Here is a 26,207-nt window from a genome sequence, read left to right as displayed (position 1 = left end):
ATCCGGGGTGCCTCGAATTATAAGCATGCTTATTATATCCGTGCTCATCGCCTGACCCGAGCCGCGGGTCGTTCGCGGCCTGCCCCTATAATCGCCGCATGGACAAGACTTACGAGAACCGGATCGGCTACCTGATTTCCGACGTGGCCCGCCTGCAGGGACGCCTGTTCGACCGGCGCGCGAAGCGCATCGGACTGACGCGCGCGCAAAGCCGCGTGCTCGCGTACCTGACGTGGAAGGGCGAGATGAATCAGGCGCGGCTCGCGGAATGGCTCGAGATCACGCCGATCTCGCTGACGCGGCTGCTCGACCGGATGGAAAGCTGCGGGTGGATCGAACGGATCGCGAACGACGACGATCGCCGCGCGTTCGTGATCCGGCTGACCGACAAGTCGCGCGACATATTTCCGCAGATGCTGGAAGTGGGCGACACCGTCACCGACGACGGGCTGCGCGGCTTCACGCGCGACGAGCGCGACACGCTCGTGCGTCTGCTCGGGCGCGTGCGCCGCAACCTGATCGACAGCGGCGGCGAATGACGCGTGCGTCAGCCCGGGCCGCTGAAGCGGCTGGAAACGGCGGAGGGTCTTCCGCGGTGACGAGGCGGCGCGGGATGTCGCGATTCGGTTTCAGTTCATTTGCGCCGGCCCGATCCGCTACGCCGGTGCGCGGCGCCTAACGGCCCAGCGTCGCCAGTCCGAACGCTGCCGGATCTTGTGGCGAAGGAGTCGAACGGCTATCGTGCAACTTCAAGTTCACTTGAGGTCAAGCATGAGCCGCCTGGACATCGCCGATGTCGCGCGTCGCTCGGGATTGCCCGCGTCGACGCTGCGCTACTACGAGGAAAAGGGATTGATCGTGCCGAGCGGCCGTCACGGGCTGCGGCGCCAGTACGACGAGTCGGTGCTGGAGCGCCTTGCGCTGATCGCGCTCGGCCGCGAGGCCGGTTTTTCGCTCGACGACATCCTCGCGATGTTCGGCGCGGACGGCCGGCCGGCGATCGATCGCGCGAAGCTCGACGACAAGGCCGACGAGCTCGACCGTACGATCCGCCGTCTCGGTGCGGTGCGTGATGCGCTGCGGCATGCGGCACTCTGTCCGGCGCCGAGTCATCTCGAGTGTCCGGCGTTCCGCAAGCTGCTGCGCATCGCGGCGCACCGTCATCCGGCGCGTCGCACGAAGACGGACGGTGCGTAGCCGGGTCGGCTGGCCGGAGCGTGGCGCTCGAGCGTGCTGCGGGGCGGTTGTACGGAGGCGGTCGGCGTCCCGGGCGCCTCAACCCGCGTAATACACGCGGCATTCCATCTCGCGTCCGCGCACGATGCGCTTGCCGACGAGCGAACCGAGCGTTTCGGTGACGACGGTCCGCTGGTACTCGCATTGCAACGCATCGTAGAAGTAGAGCGCGACCCAGTCCGCGGTGCTGCCGGACTCGTGCGGTCGCGCGGGATACGGGCACAGCGCGGTGAAATGCCAGCCGCCTTTCGTCATGTGCATCACGGGGGGCGACACGCTGACGTCCGCGTTCAGGCGACGCGACACGAGCATCGGCAGGATGCCGGCGGCGGCCTTGTTGCGGTACAGGCGGTCGATGTAAAGCAGCAGTTCGACCGGCGGTTCGGTGCCGGGGCCGGCATCGCGCGCGTGGCCTTGCCAGCGCCGGCGCCGGCTCAGCACGTCGTCGAGCGCCGCGCGGATGCCGGCCGCGCGACGCGGGCCGACGCCCGCGATCGCTTCGAGCTGGCCGCTGCGGGCCGCGCGTTCGAGATCCTCGAGCGTATCGATGTGCAACTGGTCGTGAATCCGCAGCGCGAGCGCGTGACCGATGCCCGGCACGGCTTCGAATGCGGACGCGCGTTCCGCGTCGCCGCGCAGCCGGTCGAGCAGGCGCCAGCGCCCGGTCACCAGCAGTTCGGCGATCGCCTGCGCGACACCCGTGCCGACCTCCGGCAGCGCGCCGAGCGCATCGACGCCGCCCGCGTCGAACTGCGTGCGGATGTCGCAGTCGAGCGACTCCATCGTATCGGCCGACGCGCGGTAGGCGGCCACCCGATAGGGATTCGCCCCCTGGTCGGCAAGCAACTGCGCGGCTTCGCGCAGGCAGGCCGCGATTTGCCGGTTTTCCTCGTGAGTTTGGCCGATGGTCGTTTGCATGTGCAGAGCCCGGGATGTGCAAACGGAACGGACACGGCGTGCAATGCGCCAGTCCACCTTTTATTTCATCACATTGTCACGGCAAGCGACGAACAAAACTTGATGTGCGTCAATAGCAAACGTTGCACAGGCGGAACCGGGCCGCGCGCGTTCGTGCCGGGCTGCAGCACGAACGCGCGACCGGTTACGCGTCGAGGAATGATTGCGCGCCCTCGGCCTCCGCGGCCGTGCGCAGCGTGGCGAGCGCGCGCTTCTCGATCTGCCGCACGCGTTCGCGCGACATGCCGGCGTCCTGCGCGATCGCGTCATAGGTATCGGGCTCGGCGCCGCCGAGGCCGAACCGCCGGCGCAGCACGTCGGCCTCGGCCGGCGTGACCGACTGCAGCAGCGATGTCACGCATTCGCGCATGCGCGTGTCCGCCAGTTGCTCGAACGGGCTCGCGGATGCCTGGTCCTCGATCAGGTCGACGAGGCTGGTGTCCGCGTCGGGCAGCGGCGTGTCGAGCGACAGCGGCTCGGCCGGCAGCGCGCGCACCGCGCGCAGCTTGTCCTCGGCGAGCCCGGTCTCGGCCGCGAGTTCGGCTGGCGTCGCGCGGCGGCCCGTGCGCTGGCGGAAGCGCAGCGCATGCCGCTGCACGCGCTGGTGCTGGTCGCCGACGTGCACGGGCACGCGGATCGTGCGCGAGCGGTCAGCCACCGCGCGCGCGACCGCCTGCCGGATCCACCAGGTCGCGTAAGTCGAGAACTTGAAGCCGCGCCGGTATTCGAACTTCTCGATCGCGCGCATCAGGCCGAGGCAGCCATCCTGTACGAGGTCGGGCAGGTCGACGCCGCGGTTCATGTACTTGCGCGCGATCGACAGTACGAGCCGCAGGTTCGCCTCCAGCATCGCGCGCGTACCGTCGCGCACCTTCTGCTGGCCGTCGCTCAGCGCGGCGCCGAGCGCTCGCCGCGCGACCGTGTCGAAGCAAGCGGCATCGGTGCAGGTGGTGACGTCCGTCGCGGCGTCGACCGTCGCGGCGGCGAGCGTGCGCACGACGCGGCTCGCGTCGTCGACGGCCGGTGCAACCCAGGCGAGCGAGCCCAGCAGCGCGGCCAGGCGGTTGCGCGCGTCGCGGTATTCGGCCGAGCGGCAGCCGTGCGCGTGCAATGCGTCGCGCACGGCCGCAACCGCGTCCTGCAGCGTGTCGTAGCGCGCGGGTGGCGGCGTGTCGCCTTCGCCGCCGCCGATGTCGTCGCCTTTGTGGTCGGCCTCGTCGGCCTCGCCGGTTGCACCGATTGCGCCATGCCGCGCGAGCAGGGCATCGACGGCCGCGGGACAGCCGGCGAGCGCGTGCAGGATCTGATGGCGGCCCGTTTCGATTTCGCGGGCGAGCACGATTTCGTCCTCGCGCTTGAGCAGCGGCACTGCATGGATGCGGCGCATGTAGAGCGCGAGCGGATCCGTCGATGCGCTGGTGCCGCGAGCGAGATCGCCGAGCAGCGCGCGGCCTTCGTCGAGCGCGTCGCGATCGACGTCGACCGGTGCGGCACCCGCGAACGGCGCCGGGGCGGCCGGCTCGTCGAGCACGGCGATGCCGATGTCCGCGAGTGCGGCGCGCACGACGTCCAGCGCGTCGGGGCTGTCGCTTTCCGGCGGCAGCGCGTCGACGAGGTCGGCGTGCGTCAGATAACCCTGTTCGCCGGCAAGCGCCAGCAACTGGATGATCGGATCGAGGGGCGTGTCCGCCCGAAGCGTGGGGCGTGGCGTAGTCATGTCGATGGCGGCGTGAGCCGCGTTCCTGTCTGGGCGGGCCGAGGCCCGCGGGTTTCAGGCCGCCGGGGACCGCGAACACCCGTCCGCGCCGGCCAGCCTGACTCGATATTCAAGTTGAGGGCATTTGCGTCAACTTCAACGCCGGCGCGGCTGATGCACGCGCATGCGGCATGCCCGCGCAGTGCTGCCCCCGCATTCGATGCCCGGAAACAAAAAGTAACCGATCAAACCCGCAGAAATATGCAGGGGACGTAAGCTAGAGTCAGGCGCGCGCCACGCGGCGACGCGCGGATTCCCGCGGAGCATGAAATGAACCCGATTCCCGCCGCGAGGCCTGCCGTCATGGCGCTGGCCATGCTCGCGCTGAGCGGCTGCTATTACACGGGCCCCTACGGCTATGCGCCATATTACGCACCTGTGCCCGCCATGGTGTCGCAGCGCGAGATCCCGGTGGCGCCGGCAAACGCCGGACCGGTCGTCCCGTCGACACCCGCGGCGCCGGCCGTGCCGCCGCCGGCGGACGATTACGCCGACGCATCGGCCCCGGTGTATGTCGCGCCGGCCTACGTCCCTTATCCGGCCTACTATCCCGCGTACTACCCGGGCTGGTACGGGCCGCCCGTCACGATCGGCCTCGGCTTCCGGGGGTATTGGGGCGGCGGATATCGGGGCGGGTACTGGCACCGTCCATGGGGCGGCGGCCACTGGGGCGGCGGACATTGGGGCGGCGGCCATCGACACTGACCGACGCGCGGCGGCACCGCGCGGGAGAGCAACATGAGCAACACGATCATCCGAAGTCTGTGCGTCGTCCTGTTCGGCATCGCCGCGGTGCCGGGCCTCGCCGGCGCGCAAAGCAGCGCTTACACGAACTCGGCGGCCGAACTCTACGCGGGGCCGGCGCCCGACTATCCGGTCGTCGCGCAGCTCCCGCCCGGCACCGCGGTCGATGTGTTCGGCTGCCTGAGCGACTACGCGTGGTGTGACGTCGCGCTGCCGGGCGTGCGCGGCTGGATCGACGCGGAGCAGCTCGACTATCCGTACCAGGGCAGTTACGTGCCGTTGCTCGAATACGGCGCGATCATCGGCGTGCCGATCACCGGCTTCGCGATCGGCGCGTACTGGGATCGCTATTACCGCCACCGGCCGTGGTATCACGATCGCGATCGCTGGGAGCGTCGAGTGGAGCCGCGCGTCGGCCCCGGCGGGATGCCGCCCGCCTACGGGCGCCCGCAGCCGGGCGGCCCGATCCAGCGCGCACCGGGCGGGGCGCCGCCGCCCGCGCAACATGACGCGCGGCCGTCGGCCACGCGCGGCGGCTGGAACGGCCCGAACCGCATGCCGGCGCCGCAGGCCGCACCGGCACCCGCGCCGATGCCTGGCGCGGGCGGCAATGTCCGGCCGCCGGCTGCCGTGGAGCGTCCGGCGCCCGCGCAGGGCGGCGCGGTGACCCGAATGATGCCGCCGCAGGCGAATCCGGGCGGCGGCGGTTACGGGAGCCGTCCGCAAGGCGGCGGAAATAACGGGGGAGGCCACGGCGGCGGTGGCGGCGGCGGTGGCGGTGACGATCGTCGGCACGACGAGTTTCGTCGCTGAGCGCGCGACGGTCCGGCCTGCCATCGACAAAAAAGCCGCTCCGGAGAGCGGCTTCCGGATCAGGCGGGCGGGCCGTTCGCGCGGCCCGCCGCCCGGCGTCAGTCGTCGAGCAGCGACAGGTCGCGCACGGCGCCCTTGTCGGCCGACATCACCAGCTTCGCATAGGCCTTCAGCGCCGCGGACACCTTGCGCGGACGCGGTTGCGCCGGCTTCCAGCCCTTCGCGTTCTGCTCTTCGCGGCGACGCGCGAGTTCCTCGTCCGACACCAGCACGTCGATCGTGCGGTTCGGGATGTCGATGCGGATCCTGTCGCCGTCGCGCACGAGGCCGATCGCGCCGCCCGCTGCCGCTTCCGGCGAGCAGTGACCGATCGACAGGCCCGACGTGCCGCCCGAGAAGCGGCCGTCGGTCAGCAGCGCGCATGCCTTGCCGAGGCCCTTCGACTTGATGTAGCTCGTCGGGTACAGCATTTCCTGCATGCCCGGGCCGCCCTTCGGGCCTTCGTAGCGCACGATCACCACGTCGCCGGCCTTGACCTTGTCGTTCAGGATGTTCTCGACCGCTTCGTCCTGCGACTCGGTCACGTGGGCCGAGCCCTCGAACACGAGGATGCTTTCATCGACGCCGGCCGTCTTCACCACGCAGCCGTCGAGCGCGATGTTGCCGGTCAGCACGGCGAGGCCGCCTTCCTTCGAGAACGCATGTTCGTACGAGCGGATGCAGCCTTCGGCGCGATCGAGGTCGAGGCTCGGCCAGCGTGTGTCCTGGCTGAACGCGACCTGTGTCGGGATTCCGGCCGGGCCGGCCAGGTAGAACGTGCGGACTGCCGCGTCCTCGGTGCGGACGATGTCCCACTGGTCGAGCGCATCCTTCAGCGTCGGCGCGTGCACGGTCGGCACGTCGGTGTGCAGCTTGCCGGCGCGGTCGAGCTCGCCGAGGATCGCCATGATGCCGCCCGCGCGGTGCACGTCCTCGATGTGGTACTTGTTCGTGTTCGGCGCGACCTTGCACAGCTGCGGCACGATGCGCGACAGGCGATCGATGTCCTTCATCGTGAAGTCGATGCCGGCTTCCTGCGCGATCGCCAGCAGGTGCAGGATCGTGTTGGTCGAACCGCCCATCGCGATGTCGAGCGTCATGGCGTTCTCGAACGCCTTGAAGCCCACCGAGCGCGGCAGCGCGCGCATGTCGTCCTGCTCGTAGTGCTCGCGGGTCAGCTCGACGATGCGGCGGCCGGCGCGCTTGAACAACTGCTCGCGATCGGCGTGCGTCGCGACGACCGTGCCGTTGCCGGGCAGCGACAGGCCGAGCGCTTCGGTCAGGCAGTTCATCGAGTTCGCGGTGAACATGCCCGAGCACGAACCGCAGGTCGGGCAGGCCGAGCGTTCGACTTCGGCGACGTCGGCATCCGAATACGACTGGTCGGCCGCGATCACCATCGCGTCGACGAGGTCGAGCTTCTTCAGTTCGACGGTCTTGGTGACCGGGTTCGCGAGACGCGTCTTGCCGGCTTCCATCGGGCCGCCCGACACGAAGATCACCGGAATGTTGAGGCGCATCGCGGCCATCAGCATCCCCGGCGTGATCTTGTCGCAGTTCGAGATGCACACCATCGCGTCCGCGCAATGCGCGTTCACCATGTATTCGACCGAGTCGGCGATGATGTCGCGGCTCGGCAGTGAATACAGCATGCCGTCATGGCCCATCGCGATGCCGTCGTCGACTGCGATCGTGTTGAATTCCTTCGCGACGCCGCCGGCGGCCTCGATCTCGCGCGCGACGAGCTGGCCGAGATCCTTCAGGTGCACGTGCCCGGGCACGAATTGCGTGAACGAGTTGACGACCGCGATGATCGGCTTCGAGAAATCGTCGTCTTTCATGCCGGTGGCGCGCCACAGCGAGCGCGCACCTGCCATGTTGCGGCCGGCGGTGGAGGTTTTGGAACGGTATGTGGGCATTGTGATGGCTGAAGAAATATCGCGGAAAAGGGTGGAGGCACGGGAATAAAGGCCTCTCGCGCGCCCGTGCGAACAACCTCTTGAGCTGCGCCCTGGGCAAACTGGGCGATTATCCCACAGCCGTCGGGCCCGCGGCGCCCGCGGGAGCGGGCGAGGGGGGGCGGGCGGTGCGCCGGGCAGCGCACGTGGAAGGCGGGCGCAGGACCTCGCCGGGCGAACCGGGCGGCGGTGCATCGCCCGACCTGCCGGCGATGACGCCGCGCCCCGTTCCGCAATGGCACGTCAGTCGAGCAGCGTCAGGATTTCGTCGTACAGCGCCTTCGGAATCCGCACGCCGTGCGCGAGGCTGCGCGCGCGGGCGTCGAAGCGCCGCTGCGACGGCAGCCGCGCGCCTTGCCCGGTGATCGACGCGAACATCCGCTCGCCGCGCGCGAGGCCCGCGTCGAGTGCGTCGCCGAGGAACACCTTCGGGTCGAACGCGATCACGAGCTCGCCATGGCACGGCGTCGCGCCGACGCCTTCGTCGAAGTCCATCGACTCCTGGCTCGTCATGTCGCCGATCAGCGCGCCGCCGAGCAGCTCGACCATCGCCGCGAGCGCCGAGCCCTTGTGGCCGCCGAAGGTGCGCATCGCCCCCTGCAGCGCGGCCTTCGGATCGGTGGTCGGCCGGCCGTCGGCATCGATCGCCCAGTGCGGCGGGATCGCCTTGCCCTGTTTCGCGTGCAGCTCGATGTCGCCGCGCGCGATCGCGCTGGTCGCGAAGTCGAACACGAACGGCACGCCGTCCGGGCGCGGCCACGCGAACGCGATCGGGTTGGTGCCGAACACCGGTTCGCGGCCGCCTTCCGGCGCGACCCAGCTGTGGCTCGGGTTCATCGCGATGCCGGCCAGCCCCGCGGCGGCGATCGCCTCGACCTCGGGCCACAGCGCCGAGAAGTGATAGCAGTGGTTGATCGCCATCGCGGCGATCCCGTGCTGCTTCGCCATCTCGACGAGCACCGGCAGGCCGGTCTCGAAGCTCAGCAGCGAGAAGCCGCGATGCGCGTCGACCGCGACGATCGACGACGACAGCCGGCGCAGCGTCGGCACGGCCTGCGGATCGACCTTGCCCTTCTTCAGCGAGCGCACGCACACGAGCAGCCGGTACACGCCGTGCGAGTGGCACTCGTCGCGCTGGCCCTGCGTGATCACGCGGGCGATCGCCTGCGCGTGCGCAGCGGACATCCCGTGGTGCGTCAGCACGCGCAACGCGAGCGCGTGCACCTCATCGAGCGACAGGACGACTTCGGCAAGCGGCTCAGTCATCGCGCGCTTCCCGCGGCGCGGGCACGCCGTCGATGCGTTGCGGCACGTTCAGCGGGTTGCCGTCGCGGATGACGTCGGGCAGCAGCGCGTCCGGCACGTCCTGGTACGACACGGGGCGCAGGAAGCGCTCGATCGCGCGTGCGCCGACCGACGTGGTGCGCGTGTCGGACGTGGCCGGGAACGGGCCGCCGTGCACCATCGCATGACCGACCTCGACGCCGGTGCCGAAGCCGTTGACGAGAATGCGGCCGGCCTTGCGCTCCAGCGTCGGGCGCAGCGCGGCGAACAGCGCGGCGTCGCCGTCGGCGAGATGCGCGGCGATCGTCAGCTGGCCTTCGAGCGCTTTCAGCACGCGATGCAGCGCGTCGGCGTCCGGGCAGCGCACGATCAGCGACGCGGGGCCGAACACTTCGTCACGCAGTTCGGCGTGCGCGATGAACGCGTCCGCCGACGTCGCGAACAGCGCCGCGCGCGCCTGGTAGCGGCTGCCTTCCACGCCTTGCGCCAGCAGCTCGACCGCGTCGTGTGCGCGCAGGGTGGCCACGCCTTGCGCATAGCTCGCGTGGATGTGCGGCGTGAGCATCGTCTGCGCGGGAGTCGCTTGCACGACGGTGGCCGCCGCGGCTTCGAACGCGCGCAGCGCGGGGCCGTCGACCGCGAGCACGAGGCCCGGGTTCGTGCAGAACTGGCCGGCGCCGAGCGCGAGCGAGGCGACGAACTGCGGCGCGATCGTGTCGCGGCGCGCGTCGAGCGCGGCGGGGAACAGCAGCACCGGGTTGATCGAGCTCATTTCCGCATAGACCGGAATCGGCTCGTGGCGCGCGGCCGCGATGTGCATCAGCGCGACGCCGCCGCGGCGCGAGCCGGTGAAGCCGACGGCCTTGATGCGCGGATCGGCGACGAGCGCCTGGCCGATGTCGCGCGACGCGTCGAACAGCAGCGAGAACACGCCGGCCGGCAGCCCGCATTCGCGCACGGCCTGCTGGGTCGCGCGGCCGACGAGCTCGGACGTGCCCGGGTGCGCGGAGTGCGCCTTGACGATCACCGGGCAGCCGGCCGCGAGTGCCGATGCGGTATCGCCGCCCGCGACCGAGAACGCGAGCGGGAAGTTGGATGCGCCGAACACGGCGACCGGCCCGATCGCGACGTTGCGCAGGCGCAGGTCGACGCGCGGCAGCGGCTTGCGCTCCGGGCGGGCCGGATCGATGCGCGCATCGACGTAACCGCCGTCGCGCACGAGCGACGCGAACAGCGCGAGCTGGCCGACCGTGCGGCCGCGTTCGCCTTCGATGCGTGCGCGCGGCAGGCCCGTTTCGGTGACGCAGCGCTCGACCAGATCGTCGCCGAGCGCCATGATGTGGCGGCCGATCGCGTCGAGAAACGCGGCGCGTTGCTCGGGACGCGTTTCGCGGTACGTATCGAATGCTTCGTCGGCGAGCGCGCAGGCCGTTTCCAGGTCGCGCAGGCTCGCGCCGCCGAACGCGGGTTCGAGCGGTTCGCCGGTCGCGGCGGCGATCGCGTGGAGGGTGCCGTTCTGTCCGGCGACGGCCGACTGGCCGATCAGGAGCTGACCTGTGAGTTGCATGGTTTTCCTCGGAAAATGCGGGGGCCGGGCGGGGTGCGCCCGGCCGGAGTGGGAAGGGGAAAGCGGGCGCGTCAGCCTTCGTCGTCCTCGAGCTGCAGCTTGTCGGAACGGATGCCGGTGTGGGCGCCCCAGTAGTAGATGACGAGCGCGACGGCCGCGACGACGACCGTGTCGTACGGATGCGCGAGCTGGCCCGTGCCGCCGAAGCCGCCGAAGTACGACAGCACGATCATGGCCGCGTAGAACGCGATCAGCCACGCGGACGAACGCACCTGCTCGGCGATGCTCAGATGCGCGGTCGGCACCCAGCGGCGGCAGGCGAGATAGATCACGAACATCACGATCTGCAGGCCGAGCAGCCAGGACACCGTGTCCCAGCCCGACCAGTAGACGATCAGCGCGGCGATCACGAACGACGCGGGGCCGGTGATGCCGAACGCCACCGCGCGGAACGGCCGCGGCAGGTCGGGGGCGGTGCGGCGCAGCGCGGCGACCGACACGGGCGCGACCGCATAGCTCAGCACGAGCGCGGCCGACACGATGTTGATCAGCGCTTCCCACGACGGAAACGGCATCGTCCAGAAGATCGCGAGGCCGAACGTGAGCCACAGGCCCGCGCGCGGGATGCCCGACGCTTCGTCGACGCGCGTGAACACCTTGAAGAACGTGCCCGTCTTCGCCCAGCCGTAGACGACGCGCGGCGTCGCGTTCATGTAGATGTTGCCGCAGCCGCTCGGCGAGATCATCGCGTCGGCGACGACCATCACCGCGAGCCAGCCCACGCCGAGCGCGAGCGCGATGTCGCGGTACGGCAGCGAGAACGCCTTGCTGACGTCATGCCAGCCGGCGGCGAGCATGTCGGTCGGGATGCTGCCGATGAACGCGAGCTGCAGCAGCACGTAGATCAGCGTCGACAGCAGGATCGACAGGATCAGTGCGATCGGGATCGTGCGCTGCGGATTGCGCACCTCGCTCGCGACCGACACGATCGGCGTGAGGCCGAGGTACGCGAAGATGATGCCGCCGGCCGACACGGCCATCTCGATGCCCGGCATGCCGAACGGCGCGAAGCCGTGCACGGTCAGGTTGGCCGGCTTGAAGAACGTGAACAGCACCGCGATCACCGACAGCGGCACGATGAACTTGAAGATGCTGATGACGTTGTTCGCCTTCGCGAACGTCTTCACGCTCGAGTAGTTCAGGCAAAAAAAGAAGCACAGCAGCGCGGCCTGCACGAGCCAGCCGAGCGTCGTCGGGTCGCTCGAGCCGGCCTTGGTGAGGCCGGGGAACCACGCGGCCGCGTACTGGCGCGCGGCGACCACCTCGATCGCGATCAGGCTCGAGAACGCGATCAGCGTGATGAAGCCCATCAGGTAGCCGAGCAGCGGGCCGTGCGAGAACACCGGGTAGCGGACCACGCCGCCCGCGCGCGGCAGCGCGGCGCCGAGCTCGCAGTAGACGATGCCGAGCAGCAGCACCGCGAAGCCGCCGAGCAGCCACGAGAAGATGCCGGCCGGGCCGGCGATCGTCGACACGTGACTCGCGGCGAACAGCCACCCCGAACCGAAGATCGCACCGAGGCCGATGAATGTCAGGTCGGTCAGCGACAGCTGTTTCTTGAACTTGCCGTGACCGCCGTCGGCGGGCACGGAACGGGAAAGCGGGACGGACGGGTGTGTGTTGCCTTGGCCTGGCATGGGTTTGTCTCCTGGGAAATATCGGGGCAGGGGCGGCTTGCGCCGCGCTCCGACGGAGCAGCGGCGCAGCACCTGCGGGCCGGCGTGCGACCGGTTCGAACGACCGGGGCGGGCCGAGGGCCGTTCATGCGCAGCGCGGGCTGACGTTGCAGCGAACGGGCCCGTGCGGGCCATGCCGGACCGGAACTGGCGATGCGACGGGGGGAGCCGTTGCACCGCCGGGGGAAAATCGGTCAGCGGTTCGCCCGGTTCCGTGCGGCGCGGCGCGCGGCGTCGAAAGCGATGGAAGCGCCCGGTACGAACCGGTTGCTGAGGGCGGGGAAAACTCCGGTCCGCTGGATGGCGTTTCGGCTCACTGCAATCTCCTGCTTCGTATCGGCCGACGACAGGGGCATCGACGTGCAACCAGTATCGCCGTGCAAACACCCATCACGCTTGAGTCGTATCGCGGAGCAGAATGACGAAATCGGCACAGTGGCCGGAAGGGCCGCGCGAGGGGTTCCGCACTATGCCGATTTCGTCGCCGTCCTCATCGAAAAGCCACAAGCGGACGGACGCGCGACGGAGGAAGCTATGCTCCTTTCCCCACTTCGGACGGCTCATGATGAAGCGCATCCAGATCATCGATTCGCACACGGGCGGCGAACCCACGCGGCTCGTCGTGTCCGGCTTCCCCTCGCTCGGCAACGGCACGATGGCCGAGCGCCGCGACGTGCTCGCGCGCGAGCACGATCGCTACCGCACCGCGTGCATTCTCGAGCCGCGCGGCAGCGATGTGCTGGTCGGCGCGCTGCTGTGCGAACCGGTGTCGCCGGAGGCCGCGGCCGGCGTGATCTTCTTCAACAACAGCGGTTACCTCGGGATGTGCGGGCACGGCACGATCGGCGTCGTGCGCACGCTGCATCACATGGGCCGCATCGCGCCGGGCGTGCACCGGATCGAAACGCCGGTCGGCACCGTCGAGGCGACGCTGCACGACGACCTGTCGGTCAGCGTGCGCAATGTGCTCGCGTACCGCCATGCGAAGGGCGTCGCCGTCGACGTGCCGGGTTACGGCCCCGTGAAGGGCGACATCGCGTGGGGCGGCAACTGGTTCTTCCTGGTCAGCGATCACGGCCAGCGCGTGGCCGGCGACAACGTCGCGGCACTGACCGCCTATTCGTCCGCGGTGCGCGCGGGGCTCGAGCGCGCCGGCATCACGGGCGCGAACGGCGGCGAGATCGACCATATCGAACTGTTCGCGGACGATCCCGAGCACGACAGCCGCAGCTTCGTGCTGTGCCCGGGCCATGCGTACGACCGTTCGCCGTGCGGCACCGGCACCAGCGCGAAGCTCGCGTGCCTAGCGGCCGACGGCAAGCTCGAACCGGGCGTCGTGTGGCGGCAGGCGAGCGTGATCGGCAGCGTGTTCCAGGCGAGCTATGCGCAGGCCGACGGCGGCGTCGTGCCGACGATCCGCGGCAGCGCGCACCTGAGCGCGGAAGCGACCTTGCTGATCGAGGAAGACGATCCGTTCGGCTGGGGCATCGTGTCGTGAGCGAGACCAGCACCGACGTCGTCGTGATCGGCGCCGGCATCGTCGGCGCGGCATGCGCGCATGAACTCGCGCGGCGCGGGCTGCGCGTGCTCGTCGTCGACGACGCGAGCGGTGGCGCGACCGGCGCCGGCATGGGGCACCTCGTCGCGATGGACGACAACGCGGCCGAGCTCGCGCTGAGCCATTACTCGATCGAACTGTGGCGTGCGCTCGCCGGCGAGATGCCGGAAGGCTGCGCGTACCGCAACTGCGGCACGCTGTGGCTCGCCGCCGATGCCCACGAGATGGATCTCGCGCGCGCCAAGCAGGCGACGCTCGCCGCGCACGGCGTGGCGGGCGAGCTGATCGACGCGGCAACGCTCGCGCGGCTGGAGCCGATGCTGCGCGCGGGCCTTGGCGGCGCGCTGAAGATCCCCGGCGACGCGATTCTCTATGCGCCCGTCGCCGCGAGCTGGCTGTTGCAGCGCGCGCCGGGCATCACGTTGCGCCGCGACCGCGCGGTGGCGGTCGACGGCCCGAGCGTGACGCTCGCGAGCGGCGACACGCTGCGCGCGGAACGCGTCGTCGTCGCGAACGGCGTCGCCGCGCGCACGCTGTTGCCCGAATTGCCGCTGCGCCCGAAGAAGGGCCACCTGCTGATCACCGACCGCTACCCGGGCCAGGTGTCGCACCAGCTCGTCGAGCTCGGTTATGCGGCGAGCGCGCATGCGAGCGACGGCACGTCGGTCGCATTCAACGTGCAGCCGCGGCCGACCGGCCAGCTGCTGATCGGCTCGTCGCGCCAGTTCGACACCGAGGACGCGCGCATCGAGCCGCCGGTGCTCGCGCGCATGCTGCGCCGCGCGGCCGGCTACCTGCCGGAGCTGGCGGAGCTGAACGGGATTCGCGCCTGGACGGGCTTCCGGTCCGCGAGCCCGGACGGCCTGCCGCTGCTCGGCGAGCATCCGGCGCGGCCGGGCGTGTGGCTCGCGGTCGGGCACGAAGGGCTCGGCGTGACGACCGCGCCGGGCAGTGCGCGGCTCCTCGCCGCGCTGATGACCGGCGAGCGGCCGCCCATCGACATCGAACCGTATTTGCCGGGACGTTTCCTGACGACGTCCCCCGTAGCCGGAGCGCTGACATGAAACGACCCCCACGCTCACTTCGTTCGCTGTCGACCGGAGTCGGTGCTTCAGCACTTACTCCGGTCCCATGCAAGGCTCCCCCCGCGGGGGGCTGTCAGCCCCCTTGGGGCGGCCCGGCGGAGGCTGACATGATCATTCATCTGGACGGCCGCGCGCTGACGGTGGCCGACGGTGCGACCGTCGCGGCCGCCGTCGCGGCGAGCGGCGACGACACGACGCGCGTGTCGTGCACGGGTGCGGCGCGTGCGCCGTTTTGCGGTATGGGCATCTGTCAGGAGTGCAGGATGACGATCGACGGGCGCCGCCGTCTGGCTTGCCAGACGCTGTGCCGCGACGGGATGCGGGTGGAGCGCACGCGATGAAACAGCAACGACTGAGCGTCGACGTCGCGATCGTCGGCGCGGGCCCGGCCGGGCTGTCGGCCGCGCGGGCCGCCGCACGAAGCGGCGCCACGGTCGCGATCGTCGACGACAACCCGCGCGCGGGCGGGCAGATCTGGCGCCAGGCGGCTCACGCCACGCCGGTGCCGGCCGCGGCGGAACGCCTTGCCGTGCTGCGGCAGCCGAACGTCACGCATCTCGCGGCCACGCGCATCGTCGCCGAAACGCAGCCCGGCACGCTGCTGCTCGAGGACGACGCGCGCGGCTTCCTGCTCGAATTCCGCACGCTGATCCTGTGCTGCGGCGCGCGCGAGCTGCTGCTGCCGTTCCCGGGCTGGACGCTGCCGGGCGTCACCGGCGCGGGCGGCCTGCAGGCGCTGATCAAGTACGGCCTCGACGTGCGCGGGCAGCGCACGGTGATCGCCGGCAGCGGCCCGCTGCTGCTCGCGAGCGCCGCGACAGCCCGCCAGGCCGGCGCGCAGGTGTCGCACGTGCTCGAACAGGCTGCGTGGAGCGACGTCGCCGGTTTCGGCGCGGGGCTGTGGCGCTGGCCGTCGAAACTCGCGCAGGCCGCGAAGCTCGTCACGGCCGCCTACCGGCCCAATGCATACGTCGTCGAAGCGTTCGGCGACAAGCGGCTCGAACGCGTGCGGATCCGGCAGGGCGAGCGCGAGTTCGACGTCGACTGCGACCGGCTCGCGTGCGGCTTCGGCCTCGTGCCGAACACCGTGCTGCCGAGCCATCTCGGCTGCCGGATCGAGAACGGCGCGGTCGCGGTCGACGCGCACCAGCGCACGAGCCGCGACGGCTATTTCGCGGCGGGCGAGTGCACGGGTGTCGGCGGTAGCGAACTGGCGATGATCGAAGGCGAGATCGCCGGCTGCGCGGCCACCGGGCAGACGGCGCCGTTGGCCGCGCTGGTCGCGCGACGCGCGCACTGGCAGGCGTTCGCGGACGCGGTGCGCGAGCGCTTCGCGATCCGCGAGCCGATCCGCCGGCTCGCACGGCCCGATACGCTGCTGTGCCGTTGCGAGGACGTGCGCTTCGACGCGGTCGCGCCGGCGCCGGGCTGGACGGCCGCGAAGCTGCAGACGCGCTGCGGGATGGGCGCGTGCCAGGGCCGCGTGTGCGGGGCGGCCGCGCAGGCGCTGTTCGGCTGGACGCCGCCGGTGCCGCGCACGCCGCTCGTGCCCGCGCGGGTCGGCACGCTGATGCTGGACGACACGGCGACCTGCGACGGCGCCTGACGCGTCACGGTGAAGCGGCGCGGTTCGCGCCGGGCCGCTTCGCCACTCACTCCACCTTCACTTTCTCCCATCCGCCCACCTGCGGCGCCGCACAGGCACGCAGGCACTCGATCGCGGCGGCCACGGCCGCGCGATTCGCGCTGTCCGGGTGCCAGTACATCGACACCGCGCCCTGGCCCTCGAGCTGCATCGGCAGGATGCGGATCGCGTTCAATTGCTCGAAACGCCGCGCGGCACGATGCGACGCGACGCCCAGCAGGTCGGTGTTGTTCAGCAGCGTGAGGTTCAGGATCGACGAATTCGATTCGACGCAGTGCGGCGGCTGCACGCGGCCGGCGGCCGTCAGCGCGACCTGCAGCGCGTTGTGCACGGGCGTGCCGGGCGGCCAGACGATCCACGAGCAGGCCAGCACCTCGTCCCAGCCGACGGATGCCGTGCCGACGAGCGGGTGATCGGGGCGCGCGACGAACACCACCGGATCGACATACAGCGCTTCGGCGTGCAGGTGAGGATCGACGGACGCGGACCCGGAGCGGCCGACGACGATGTCCAGCTCGCCGCGCGCGAGCTGCGGCATCAGCTGGTTCATCGTGCTCTCGGCAAGCCGCACCTGCGCGCGCGGCATTCGCTTCAGCAGCTGCGACACCGCGAGCGGCACCGTATCGGCCGCCGCGACGCCCGACGTGCCGATCGTGACCAGGCCGCTGCCGCCTTCGCGCAGCGCGGCCATGTCGTCGCGCGCGACGTCGAGCTGCGCCTCCACGCGGCGCGCGTGCTCGATCAGCGCGTCGCCGTAGGCCGTCGGCCGCAAACCGCGCGCGTGCCGCTCGAACAGCGGCAGTCCCACGTCCTCTTCCAGCTCCTTCAGCCATTTCGACAGCGCGGGCTGTGTGGTCGCGAGCGCCGCCGCCGACTGGCTCAGGTTGCCCGTGCTGGCCAGGCTCAGCAGCACCTGCAGGTGTCGCAATCGCAGCCTGTGGGTCCAGTCCATCGTGCACTCCGTATCGGAAGGTATATCAAAAATTATATGGATTAGATGATTTCGTCATTTTACCGGGTATGTCTGCGTCGACTATAAATGCGCTAACGGACTGCGGCACGCGGTCCCCGACCCGACACAGCGCCGACCGCGATCGGCCGCCTCAAGGAGACATCATGACCAGCCGACACCCGGATACGTCGCGCGCCGACTACTACGCACGGATCGCCGAACAGCGCCTCGCGCCGTTGTGGGAATCGCTGCACAACCTCGTGCCGAAAACCCCGCAGCCGGCCGCGCAGGCCGCGATCTGGAAGTACGCGCAGGTGCGCGACCTGGTGCTGCAGGCCGGCGGCGTGATCAGCGCGGAAGAAGCCGTGCGCCGCGTGCTGGTGCTGGAGAACCCGGGGCTGCCCGGCAAGTCGAGCATGACGCCGACCCTGTACGCGGGCCTGCAGCTGATCCTGCCGGGCGAGATCGCCCCGAGCCACCGGCATACGCAGTCGGCGCTGCGCTTCATCGTCGAAGGCAAGGGCGCGTGGACCGCGGTGAACGGCGAGCGCACGACGATGCATCCGGGCGACTTCATCATCACGCCGTCGTGGGCGTGGCACGACCACGGCAATCCGTCCGTGGAAGACGGCGGCGAGCCGGTCGTGTGGCTCGACGGGCTCGACATTCCGTTGGTCGCGAACCTCGATGCGGGCTTCGCGGAGAACCATTCGGAAGCCGAGCAGCCCGTCAGCCGCGCGGAAGGCGACAGCTACGCGCGCTTCGGCCACAACATGGTGCCGGTGCGGCATCGCGCGAGCGACCCGACGTCGCCGGTGTTCAGCTATCCGTATGCACGCACCCGCGAGGCGCTCGACGCGCTGTACCGCAACGGCGAACTCGACGCGTGGGACGGCGTGAAGCTGCGCTACGTGAACCCCGCGACGGGCGGCTGGCCGATGCCGACGATCGCGACCTTCATGCAGTTCCTGCCCGCCGGCTTCGACGGCCGCACCTATCGCAGCACCGACGCGACGATCTACTGCGTCGTCGAAGGCAGCGGCACGGCGCACATCGGCGGCGACGCGTTCGCGTTCGAGCCGCACGACATCTTCGTCGCGCCGTCGTGGGTGCCGGTGCGGTTGTCGGCATCGTCCGACAGCGTGCTGTTCAGCTATTCCGACCGGCCCGTGCTGTCCGCGCTGAACCTGCTGCGCGAAGCGCGCGACTGACGCGGCCGTTTTTCCCGATCCTTCCGATCCGTTCGATTCGTCCGATGCGCCGCCGAGGCGGCGCGCGTTCCTTCATTCATGCCTACGCTGGAGCCGTTCATGACTTACGTTTTCCCGCCCGAAGCGCCGGTGGCGCTTTCCGTCGCCGGTAGCGACGCCCGCTTCGCGGTTCGCCGCGTGTATTGCGTCGGCCGCAACTACGCGGCCCATGCGCGCGAAATGGGCTTCGATCCCGATCGCGAACCGCCGTTCTTCTTCTGCAAGCCGGCCGATTCGGTCGTGCCGGTCGCGTACGGCGAAACGCTCGATCTCGCGTATCCGTCGCAGACGCAGAACTACCACTACGAAGCCGAGCTCGTCGCGGTGATCGGCAAGGGCGGGGCGGACATCCCGCTCGAGCGCGCGCTCGAGCACGTGTGGGGCTATGCGGTCGGCCTCGACATGACGCGCCGCGACCTGCAGATGAAGATGCGCGAGATGGGCCGGCCGTGGGAAATCGGCAAGGCGTTCGACCGTTCCGCGCCGATCGGCCCCGTGCATCCGGCGAGTGAAGTCGGTCATGTCGAGCAGGCCGGCGTGTGGCTGACCGTCAACGGCGCGACGAAGCAGAAGAGCGACGTGTCGCACCTGATCTGGTCGGTCGCGGAAACGGTCGCCGACCTGTCGACGTTCTTCCGCCTCGAACCGGGCGACGTGATCTTCACCGGCACGCCGGAAGGCGTCGGCGCGGTGGTCAAGGGCGACGTGATGAAGGTCGGCGTCGAGCGCCTCGGTGAACTGACCGTGCGCGTGGTCTGACGCATCTTCCTCGAAAGGCGACATCGTGCAACTGCATGGCTTCTTCAACAGTTCGACATCCTACCGGGTGCGCATCGCGCTCGCGCTGAAAGGACTGCCGTACGACACGCTGCCCGTGAACATCCGCACGGGCGAGCACCGCGAGGCCGGCTACGTCGCGCGGGTGAATCCGTCGGCGTCGGTGCCGGCGCTGGTCGACGGCGATTTCCGTCTTGGCCAGTCGCTCGCGATCATCGACTACCTCGACCAGATTCATCCGGCGCCGCGGCTGATTCCGCTGGAACCGCATCTGCGCGCGCGCGTGCTGGAACTCGCGACGCTGATCGCGTGCGACATCCATCCGGTCAACAACCTGCGCGTGCTGCGCTATCTCGACAGCGCACTGCAGGTCACGCCGCAGCAAAAGAGTGCGTGGTACCGGCACTGGGTCGCTGAAGGCATGGCCGGCGTCGAGCGCTTGCTCGCGCGCGCGGACACGGGCCCGTGGTGTTTCGGCGATGCGCCGACGCTCGCCGACGTGTGCCTCGTGCCGCAGGTCGCGAACGCGCTGCGGATGGATTGCGACCTGAGCGCCTATCCGCGCAGTCTCGCGGTTTATGAACACGCGCGGCGCGAGCCGGCGTTCGACGCGGCGCAGCCGCAGCGGCAACCGGACTACGTCGCGTAACACGAAGCAGGAGACAGACATGGGCGAGAGACACAACACAGGCCGGCGCGTACTCGTGATCGGCGGCGGCATCGGCGGACTCGCGGTGGCGCTGGCCCTCGCACGCCAGGGTATTCGCGTGAAGCTGCTCGAGCAGGCCGCGCAAATCGGCGAGATCGGCGCGGGCATCCAGCTTGCCGCGAACGCATTCAACGCGCTCGACGCGCTGGGTGTCGGCGAGGCCGCGCGCGGCCGCGCGGTGTTCACCGACCGGCTGCAGTTGATGGATGCGGTTGATGCGCGGGAAGTCGCGTGCATCGATACGGGTGCCGCGTATCGCGAACGCTTCGGCAACCCGTATGCGGTGATCCATCGCGCGGACATCCACCTGTCGATCTACGAGGCGGTCAAGGATCATCCGCTGATCGAATTCCGGACCAGCACGCAGGTGTGCGGGTTCGAGCAGGACGACACCGGCGTGACCGTGATCGACCAGCATGGCGAGCGTTATCGTGCCGACGCGGTGATCGGTTGCGACGGCGTGAAGTCCGCGATCCGGCAGGCGCTGATCGGCGACGCGCATCGCGTGACGGGGCACGTCGTATACCGCGCGGTCGTCGACGTCGACAACATGCCGAAGGATCTGCAGATCAACGCGCCGGTCGTCTGGGCCGGCCCGCATTGCCATCTCGTCCACTATCCGCTGCGCGGCGGACGGCAATACAACCTCGTCGTCACGTTCCACAGCCGCGAGCAGGAAACCTGGGGCGTGCGCGAGGGCAGCAAGGAGGAAGTGCTGTCGTACTTCGACGGCATTCATCCGCTGCCGAAGCAGATGCTCGACCGGCCGACGTCGTGGAAGCGCTGGGCGACCGCCGATCGCGACCCGGTCGAGCGCTGGAGCGCGGGCCGCGCGACGGTGCTCGGCGACGCCGCGCATCCGATGACGCAGTACATCGCGCAGGGCGCGTGCCAGGCGCTCGAGGATGCGGTGACGCTCGGCGCGGCCGTCGCGCGGACCGGCGGCGATTTCGAGGCCGCGTTTGCGCTGTACGAGCGCGTGCGGATTCCACGCACCGCGCGCGTGCTGTATTCGGCGCGCGAGATGGGGCGGATCTATCACGCAAAGGGCGTCGAGCGGCAGGTGCGCAACGCGCTGTGGGTCGGACGCACGCAGGCGCAGTTCTACGATGCGCTCGACTGGCTGCACGGCTGGCGTGCGGAGGATTGCCTGAAGTCCGTCGCTTGACGCGTTTCAGCCCGAATCCGGCGGCGCGCATTCCAACGACATCGCGCGCGACCGCCTTCATGGAGGAGACACCATCATGACCGATACGCTGTCCATCGACGTCAGCGAATGGATCGACCGGCATCGCGTTGCGCCGTTTCAGGCCGCGATCGTCGCGCTGTGCTTCCTGATCGTCGCGATCGACGGTTTCGACACGGCATCGATCGGGTTCATCGCGCCCGTCATTCGCACGGAATGGGGCCTGTCGCCCGCGCAGCTCGCGCCGGTATTCGGCGCGGGGCTCGCCGGGCTGATGGCCGGCGCACTCGTGTTCGGGCCGTTCGGCGACCGGTTCGGCCGCAAGCGCCTGCTGCTCGCCTGTGTCGCGTGCTTCGGCATCGCGAGTGCCGCGTCGGCGAGCGCGGGCAGCCTGACCGAGCTGATCGCGTGGCGCTTCGTGACGGGCCTCGGGCTCGGCGGCGCGATGCCGAACGCGATCACGCTGACGTCCGAGTATTGCCCCGCGCGGCGGCGCTCGCTGCTCGTGACGACGATGTTCTGCGGCTTCACGATCGGCTCCGCGCTCGGCGGGCTCGCGGCCGCATCGCTGATCGAGCGCGACGGCTGGCGAGCGGTGCTCGTCGTCGGCGGTGCCGCGCCGCTGCTGCTCCTGCCGGTGCTCGCGTGGCGGCTGCCGGAATCGGTGCGCTACCTCGTCAACACCGGCGCGGCGCGCGAGCGGATCGCGGCGATGCTCGCGCGTATCGCACCGGACCCGCATCTCGCGCACGCGTCGTTCATCGCACCGCGCGGCAAGCCGGCCGGGTCGCCGCTCGGCAGCCTGTTCGGCGCCGATCTGCTGCGCGGCACGCTGCTGCTGTGGCTCACGTTCTTCATGAGCCTGCTCGTCATCTACCTGCTGTCGAGCTGGCTGCCGACGCTGTTGCGCACGACCGGCGCGACGCTGCAGACGGCCGCGCGCGTGACCGCGATGTTCCAGGTCGGCGGCACGCTCGGCGCGATCGTGCTCGGGGGGCTGATGGACCGCTTCGATCCGCACCGCGTGCTTGCCTGCAGCTATGCGGCGGCGGGCGTGTTCGTCGCGGCGATCGGCGTGCTGGCCGCGTCGCCGGCCGGTGCCGCGCTGGCTGTGTTCGCGGCCGGCTTCTGCGTGTCGGGCTCGCAGGTCGGCGCGAACGCGCTGTCGGCCGCGTTCTATCCGACCGAATGCCGGACCACGGGCGTGAGCTGGGCGAACGGGATCGGCCGCGGCGGATCGGTCGTCGGCTCGATGGCGGGCGGGGCGATGCTCGCGATGGGGCTGCCGCTGCCGACCGCGTTCGCATGCGTCGCGGCGCCGTGCGTGATCGCGGGAATCGCGGTGCTGGCGCTCGGCGCGGTGCGGGCCGGCGCGAAGCGGGCCGCGGCGGCCGATGCGATTGCCGGAGAACAGGCGTAGCGGTGCACGGCAGGGCGGTGTTGATGGCGCCTTCCGGGTGATGGCACAGGATGATGGCGCGAATCCATGATATATAAATTGATATAATATGGATTCGTTAATCGTCTGCCGCCTTCATCATGAAAGCCCATCCTTCCGCCGGGCCGCCCGAGCCCGACCAGATGCGCGCAGCCGCCGAATCGGCATGCGCGCTGCTCAAGGCGCTGTCCAATCCCGACCGGCTGCTGCTTCTGTGCGAACTGTCGCAGGGCGAACGCTGCGTGAGCGATCTCGAGGCGCGGCTGGATATCCGCCAGCCGACGCTGTCGCAGCAGCTCGGCGTGTTGCGGGACAACGCACTCGTCCGCACGCGCCGCGAAGGCAAGAACATCCACTATTCGCTCGACAGCCCGGCCGCGATCGCGGTGATGGGCGTGTTGTACGAACAGTTCTGCGGCCCGGCCGCGAAGGGGAAGCGCCATGCAGCTTGATTCGCTTCATTTCACGCCGGGGTTGTCGCTTGCCGGCGGCGTGCTGATCGGGCTTGCCGCCGCGTGGCTCGTGGCATTCATCGGGCGAATCGCCGGGATCAGCGGCATCGTCGGCGGCCTGTTCACGGCCGGTGGCGCGGAGCGCGACTGGCGTGCCGCGTTCGTCGCCGGGCTGGTTGCCGCGCCGCTGATGATGCGCATCACCGGTGCCGCCGTGACGCCGCAGGTCGATGCAGGATGGGGCGAGTTACTGGCGGCCGGCCTGCTGGTCGGGATCGGCACGCGCTATGCGGGCGGATGCACGAGCGGTCACGGGGTCTGCGGGCTGTCGCGCGGTGCGACGCGCTCGATCGTCGCGACGGCGGTGTTCATGGTCGCGGGCTTCGCGACCGTATTCGTGCGGCGACACGTGCTCGGAGGCTGACATGCAGGCAGGATTCGCGTTTCTGGCGGGGTTGCTGTTCGGCGTCGGTCTCATCGTGTCGGGGATGGCCAACCCGCAGAAGGTGCTCGGTTTTCTCGACCTGGCAGGCCGTTGGGATCCGTCGCTCGCGTTCGTGATGGCCGGCGCGATTGGCGTCGCCGTATTCGCGTTCGCATGGGCGAAGCGCCGCACGCGCTCGTGGCTCGGTCTGCCGATCAAGTGGCCGGCAGCACGGACGATCACCGTGCGGCTCGTCGCCGGGAGTGCCGTATTCGGCATCGGCTGGGGGCTCGCCGGGTTCTGCCCGGGGCCGGCGCTCGTGTCGATCGGTCTTGGGTCGGTCAAGGGCATCGTGTTCGTCGTCGCGATGCTGGCCGGGATGGCGTCGTTCGAATGGATCGAGCGTTCGCGGAAGGTGCGGTAGCCGGGTGAGGGGAGTGCGTCGGGCGTCGTCGACCCGGTTGAATCGGTTCAGCACGGTCGTCGCCGGATGGGGCGATACGGCAATCACATGACGCCACCGGCGACGGCGCGAGCCACCGCGTCAGGGCTGCCTGCGCACACACCGCTCGCCGCATGGCTGGACGGACACCCGGTGCAGCCACGCGCGCCATGCGGCGAACGCCCCCGCGCGAGCGGCGGGTACCGCAAGGGCCGCGTCGACCGGCCCGGCACCGCTGGCAGTCAATGCCACGTGACCGGCCGTCTCGATCGTCAGGCATTCGCCTTCGTCGAGCACGCGGCGGACGTATTGCGGCGCATCAGGCAGCCAGTCGAGCCCGCCGTGGTGCAACGTGACCGCGAGCGCGCCGTCGAGCACGATGACCTGGCTGCCCTTGTCGAACCACGCAAAGTGGCTTTGCCCGGCGTCGAGCCGGATGTCTTGCGTTCGCATGGCGAGTCCTTTTCCCGGTTGCGCAGCCCCGCGATGGCGGGGCGACGGCGTGCAATCAGGTTAGGGAAACGCGCGCGGGCGGGACAGATTCAGGGGACGGGAATCTGTTGCGGTGCAAGCGGCGATTTCGACTCGCTGTATCGGTGGGTTTTCCCCGAATCTGTATCTGGCGTGCGCCAGGGCGTGCGGGCACGATCACCCGCATGACGCCCATCACCGCCCCGTCCCGCATGCCTTTGCCGATGGCCGGCGAGCCGCTGTACGAACGGCTCGCCGAGCATTACCGCCGCATCATCGCGGCCGGCACGCTGTCGCCCGGCGACCGGATGCCGTCCGTGCGCGCGTTCATGGCGCAGCACGGCGTGAGCCTGTCGACCGCGATCCAGGCGTTCCGGCGGCTGGAGGATACGGGCTGGTGCGAAGCAAGGCCGCGCTCGGGCTACTTCGTGCGGCGCCGCGCGGCGGCCACGCTCGACACGCTGCCGGAAAGCGACGGGCCGCCGCTGAGCGTCGAGCCGCCGTTCGCGGGGCTGCACGAACGCGTGTCGCGTGTGATCGATCGCGCGAACGCGAAACCCGATGCGCTGAACCTCGGCGGGGCGTCCGCGCTGGCGACGCTGTATCCGGCCGAGCGCCTGCAGGCGCTGGCGATCCGGCTGCTGCGGCGCAGGCCGACGCTGCTGACCGACGCGGGGCCGGTCGGCGGGTCGCCCGAATTCCGGCAGACGATGGCCAAGCGCGCGCTGTCGTACGGCGTGACCGTATCGCCGGATGACGTGATGTCGACGAGCGGCGGCGTCGATGCCGTGAATCTCGCGTTGCGCGCGGTGGCACGCCCCGGCGACACGATCGCGATCGAATCGCCGGCCTTTTTCGGCTTGATCCAGTTGCTCGAAAGCCTCGGCCTGCGCGCACTCGAGATTCCGGCCAGCCCGACGGCCGGGCTGTCGCTCGAAGCGCTCGACGTGGCGCTGACCGCGTACCCGGACATTCGGGCCGTGGTCGTCGTGCCGAACCTGCAGAACCCGCTCGGCAGCGTGATGCCCGACGAACGCAAGGCCGCATTGGTCGCACTGTGCTCGCGCCGCGGCGTGGCCGTGATCGAGGATGAGCCGTATCGCGAACTCGTCGAAGCGCCGCACGCGGTGAAGCCCGTGAAGGCATGGGACCGCGACGGCACGGTGATCTACTGCCCGTCGTTCAACAAGGTCCTGGCGCCCGGGATGCGGCTCGGCTGGATGAGCGCGGGCCGCTGGCACGCGCGCGTGAAGATGCTCAAGTTCGCGCACAGCCGGCACAACGCCGCGTTGCTGCAGGCCGTCGCGGCCGAATTCGTCGGCTCGGGCGCGTTCGATCGCCACCTGCACCGGTTTCGCGAACAGCTTCGCGCGCAGCGCGATGTGACGATCGATGCGATCGCGCGCCATTTTCCGGCCGGCACGCGGATGAACCGGCCGCCCGGCGGCATGCTGCTGTGGATCGCGCTGCCGGACGGCGTGCATTCCGAAGCATTGTTCGATGCAGCGCTGGCATGCGGGGTAAGGATCGCGCCAGGCTCGATCTTCTCGAATTCCGATCGCTTCGATGCCTATATCCGGCTTGCGTGCACGCGGGTGTTCGACTCGGCCCATGAAGCGGCCATCGAAACGCTCGGCCAGCTGATACGCGACGCGGCGGCCGCTGCGTAAGCGGGGCGGGTATCGGCCGGGCGGGCGCGTTGACGGCCGGGCTTGGCTGTCGCGACGG

The 26,207-nt window shown here is 70.0% G+C and carries 25 protein-coding genes; 17 read left to right on the top strand and 8 right to left on the bottom strand.

Annotated elements, in window-relative coordinates; all coding sequences use genetic code 11:
• Positions 1-98 precede the first annotated feature (98 nt).
• Both DIE22_RS13660 and DIE22_RS13655 read left to right on the top strand, forming a co-directional pair.
• Positions 99-539: a MarR family winged helix-turn-helix transcriptional regulator gene (locus DIE22_RS13660; RefSeq protein ID WP_124500942.1), complete on the top strand. Its 441-nt coding sequence runs from the start codon at positions 99-101 to the stop codon at positions 537-539.
• Positions 540-771: 232 nt separating this feature from the next.
• The gene (locus DIE22_RS13655; RefSeq protein WP_124605299.1) at positions 772-1,197 is read left to right on the top strand and encodes a helix-turn-helix domain-containing protein; all 426 of its coding nucleotides are present in this window, start codon (positions 772-774) and stop codon (positions 1,195-1,197) included.
• Positions 1,198-1,275: 78 nt separating this feature from the next.
• Here DIE22_RS13655 and DIE22_RS13650 read toward each other — a convergent pair whose 3' ends face one another.
• Together DIE22_RS13650 and DIE22_RS13645 are read right to left on the bottom strand one after the other, a co-directional pair.
• Positions 1,276-2,154: a helix-hairpin-helix domain-containing protein gene (locus DIE22_RS13650; protein ID WP_124500944.1), complete on the bottom strand. Its 879-nt coding sequence runs from the start codon at positions 2,152-2,154 to the stop codon at positions 1,276-1,278.
• A gap of 184 nt (positions 2,155-2,338) precedes the next feature.
• Positions 2,339-3,910, bottom strand: coding sequence for a sigma-70 family RNA polymerase sigma factor (locus DIE22_RS13645; protein ID WP_124497922.1), 1,572 nt, complete (start codon positions 3,908-3,910; stop codon positions 2,339-2,341).
• A 309-nt stretch (positions 3,911-4,219) separates the two neighbouring features.
• Here DIE22_RS13645 and DIE22_RS13640 point away from each other — a divergent pair, with 309 nt between their 5' ends.
• Both DIE22_RS13640 and DIE22_RS13635 read left to right on the top strand, forming a co-directional pair.
• Complete coding sequence (locus DIE22_RS13640; protein ID WP_124605298.1) at positions 4,220-4,654, top strand: hypothetical protein; 435 nt, start codon at positions 4,220-4,222, stop codon at positions 4,652-4,654.
• Between the two features lie 33 nt (positions 4,655-4,687).
• Positions 4,688-5,506 carry an SH3 domain-containing protein gene (locus tag DIE22_RS13635; RefSeq protein WP_124497924.1) on the top strand — a complete coding sequence of 273 codons (819 nt, stop codon included), beginning with the start codon at positions 4,688-4,690 and terminating at the stop codon, positions 5,504-5,506.
• Positions 5,507-5,604: 98 nt separating this feature from the next.
• Here DIE22_RS13635 and ilvD read toward each other — a convergent pair whose 3' ends face one another.
• From ilvD to DIE22_RS13615, 4 genes are all read right to left on the bottom strand, one after another.
• The gene (ilvD, locus tag DIE22_RS13630; RefSeq protein ID WP_124497925.1) at positions 5,605-7,464 is read right to left on the bottom strand and encodes a dihydroxy-acid dehydratase; all 1,860 of its coding nucleotides are present in this window, start codon (positions 7,462-7,464) and stop codon (positions 5,605-5,607) included.
• 282 nt (positions 7,465-7,746) lie between these two features.
• Positions 7,747-8,769 (bottom strand): Ldh family oxidoreductase, encoded by a 1,023-nt coding sequence (locus tag DIE22_RS13625; protein WP_124497926.1) that lies wholly within the window; start codon positions 8,767-8,769, stop codon positions 7,747-7,749.
• Positions 8,762-10,354 (bottom strand): aldehyde dehydrogenase (NADP(+)), encoded by a 1,593-nt coding sequence (locus DIE22_RS13620; protein WP_124605297.1) that lies wholly within the window; start codon positions 10,352-10,354, stop codon positions 8,762-8,764. Before DIE22_RS13620 ends, DIE22_RS13625 begins: the two co-directional genes overlap by 8 nt.
• A gap of 71 nt (positions 10,355-10,425) precedes the next feature.
• Positions 10,426-12,051, bottom strand: coding sequence for an APC family permease (locus DIE22_RS13615; protein WP_124497928.1), 1,626 nt, complete (start codon positions 12,049-12,051; stop codon positions 10,426-10,428).
• Positions 12,052-12,655: 604 nt separating this feature from the next.
• Here DIE22_RS13615 and DIE22_RS13610 point away from each other — a divergent pair.
• The 4 genes from DIE22_RS13610 (at position 12,656) to DIE22_RS13595 (ending at position 16,339) form a co-directional block, all read left to right on the top strand.
• On the top strand, positions 12,656-13,588 hold the full coding sequence (locus DIE22_RS13610; protein WP_124498050.1) for a 4-hydroxyproline epimerase: 933 nt from the start codon (positions 12,656-12,658) through the stop codon (positions 13,586-13,588).
• Positions 13,585-14,712 (top strand): FAD-binding oxidoreductase, encoded by a 1,128-nt coding sequence (locus tag DIE22_RS13605; protein WP_124497929.1) that lies wholly within the window; start codon positions 13,585-13,587, stop codon positions 14,710-14,712. The genes DIE22_RS13610 and DIE22_RS13605 overlap by 4 nt, the downstream gene beginning before the upstream one ends.
• A gap of 128 nt (positions 14,713-14,840) precedes the next feature.
• Positions 14,841-15,074, top strand: a complete 234-nt coding sequence (locus tag DIE22_RS13600) for a 2Fe-2S iron-sulfur cluster-binding protein (RefSeq protein ID WP_011658575.1) — start codon at positions 14,841-14,843, stop codon at positions 15,072-15,074.
• Complete coding sequence (locus DIE22_RS13595; RefSeq protein ID WP_124497930.1) at positions 15,071-16,339, top strand: FAD/NAD(P)-binding oxidoreductase; 1,269 nt, start codon at positions 15,071-15,073, stop codon at positions 16,337-16,339. Before DIE22_RS13600 ends, DIE22_RS13595 begins: the two co-directional genes overlap by 4 nt.
• Before the next feature lie 46 nt (positions 16,340-16,385).
• On the opposite strand, the gene DIE22_RS13590 is transcribed toward DIE22_RS13595, so the two are convergent.
• On the bottom strand, positions 16,386-17,330 hold the full coding sequence (locus tag DIE22_RS13590; RefSeq protein ID WP_124497931.1) for a LysR family transcriptional regulator: 945 nt from the start codon (positions 17,328-17,330) through the stop codon (positions 16,386-16,388).
• 164 nt (positions 17,331-17,494) lie between these two features.
• On the opposite strand from DIE22_RS13590, the gene gtdA reads away from it, so the two are divergent.
• The 8 genes from gtdA (at position 17,495) to DIE22_RS13550 (ending at position 23,990) form a co-directional block, all read left to right on the top strand.
• A complete protein-coding gene (gtdA, locus tag DIE22_RS13585) occupies positions 17,495-18,541 on the top strand; it encodes a gentisate 1,2-dioxygenase (RefSeq protein ID WP_124497932.1) in 1,047 nt (348 codons plus the stop codon).
• Positions 18,542-18,640: 99 nt separating this feature from the next.
• Complete coding sequence (locus DIE22_RS13580; protein WP_124605296.1) at positions 18,641-19,339, top strand: fumarylacetoacetate hydrolase family protein; 699 nt, start codon at positions 18,641-18,643, stop codon at positions 19,337-19,339.
• Positions 19,340-19,364: 25 nt separating this feature from the next.
• Entirely contained in the window at positions 19,365-20,006 is a 642-nt protein-coding gene (maiA, locus tag DIE22_RS13575) for a maleylacetoacetate isomerase (RefSeq protein ID WP_124497934.1), read from the top strand.
• Between the two features lie 19 nt (positions 20,007-20,025).
• Complete coding sequence (locus DIE22_RS13570) at positions 20,026-21,234, top strand: 3-hydroxybenzoate 6-monooxygenase (RefSeq protein ID WP_124605295.1); 1,209 nt, start codon at positions 20,026-20,028, stop codon at positions 21,232-21,234.
• 76 nt (positions 21,235-21,310) lie between these two features.
• Entirely contained in the window at positions 21,311-22,672 is a 1,362-nt protein-coding gene (locus DIE22_RS13565) for an aromatic acid/H+ symport family MFS transporter (protein ID WP_124605294.1), read from the top strand.
• 119 nt (positions 22,673-22,791) lie between these two features.
• A complete protein-coding gene (locus tag DIE22_RS13560; protein WP_124497937.1) occupies positions 22,792-23,142 on the top strand; it encodes a helix-turn-helix transcriptional regulator in 351 nt (116 codons plus the stop codon).
• Complete coding sequence (locus tag DIE22_RS13555) at positions 23,132-23,566, top strand: YeeE/YedE family protein (RefSeq protein WP_124605293.1); 435 nt, start codon at positions 23,132-23,134, stop codon at positions 23,564-23,566. The genes DIE22_RS13560 and DIE22_RS13555 overlap by 11 nt, the downstream gene beginning before the upstream one ends.
• Before the next feature lies 1 nt (position 23,567).
• Positions 23,568-23,990, top strand: coding sequence for a DUF6691 family protein (locus tag DIE22_RS13550; RefSeq protein ID WP_124605292.1), 423 nt, complete (start codon positions 23,568-23,570; stop codon positions 23,988-23,990).
• 120 nt (positions 23,991-24,110) lie between these two features.
• On the opposite strand, the gene DIE22_RS13545 is transcribed toward DIE22_RS13550, so the two are convergent.
• Entirely contained in the window at positions 24,111-24,461 is a 351-nt protein-coding gene (locus tag DIE22_RS13545; protein WP_124605291.1) for a hypothetical protein, read from the bottom strand.
• A 203-nt stretch (positions 24,462-24,664) separates the two neighbouring features.
• Between DIE22_RS13545 and DIE22_RS13540 the strand changes: the two genes are divergently transcribed.
• Positions 24,665-26,149: a PLP-dependent aminotransferase family protein gene (locus DIE22_RS13540; protein ID WP_185640610.1), complete on the top strand. Its 1,485-nt coding sequence runs from the start codon at positions 24,665-24,667 to the stop codon at positions 26,147-26,149.
• Positions 26,150-26,207: the final 58 nt, after the last annotated feature.

It is taken from the genome of Burkholderia sp. Bp9142 (assembly GCF_003853415.1).
Lineage (GTDB): Bacteria > Pseudomonadota > Gammaproteobacteria > Burkholderiales > Burkholderiaceae > Burkholderia.
Note: the sequence above shows the minus strand (reverse complement) of the source record. Positions and strands in the feature narration are given on the sequence as shown.